The sequence below is a fragment of the Shewanella electrica genome (assembly GCF_022321485.1).
Lineage (GTDB): Bacteria > Pseudomonadota > Gammaproteobacteria > Enterobacterales > Shewanellaceae > Shewanella > Shewanella electrica.
In genome coordinates this window covers 1-235 of the sequence record NZ_JAKOGG010000773.1, presented here as the reverse complement: position 1 = coordinate 235, position 235 = coordinate 1, and the positions used below count along the sequence as shown (strand labels likewise).

General features: G+C 46.8%; 1 pseudogene. It reads left to right on the top strand.

Features of this window, described 5'->3' with window-relative positions:
• A pseudogene (locus L9G74_RS22050) lies at positions 1–235 on the top strand (amino acid permease); the annotation flags it as partial.

Genomic DNA, 235 nt, shown 5'->3' with positions numbered 1-235 from the left:
CCTTATGGTTATTTGTCACTAGAACAATTGCGTGGGATGCAACACCCAGCGCTACTGTACCTGTTTGAAAGCATGACAGGTCGTTTGGGTGGTGCGTTCATCAGTGTTGGCTTGATTATTTCAATTTTGGGAGCTTGGTTGTCATGGACGATGTTGCCAGTTGAAGCAACATCTTTGATGGCAGAACAACGCTTGCTACCAAAGTGGTTCGGTACGTTAAACAAGTACCGCGCCC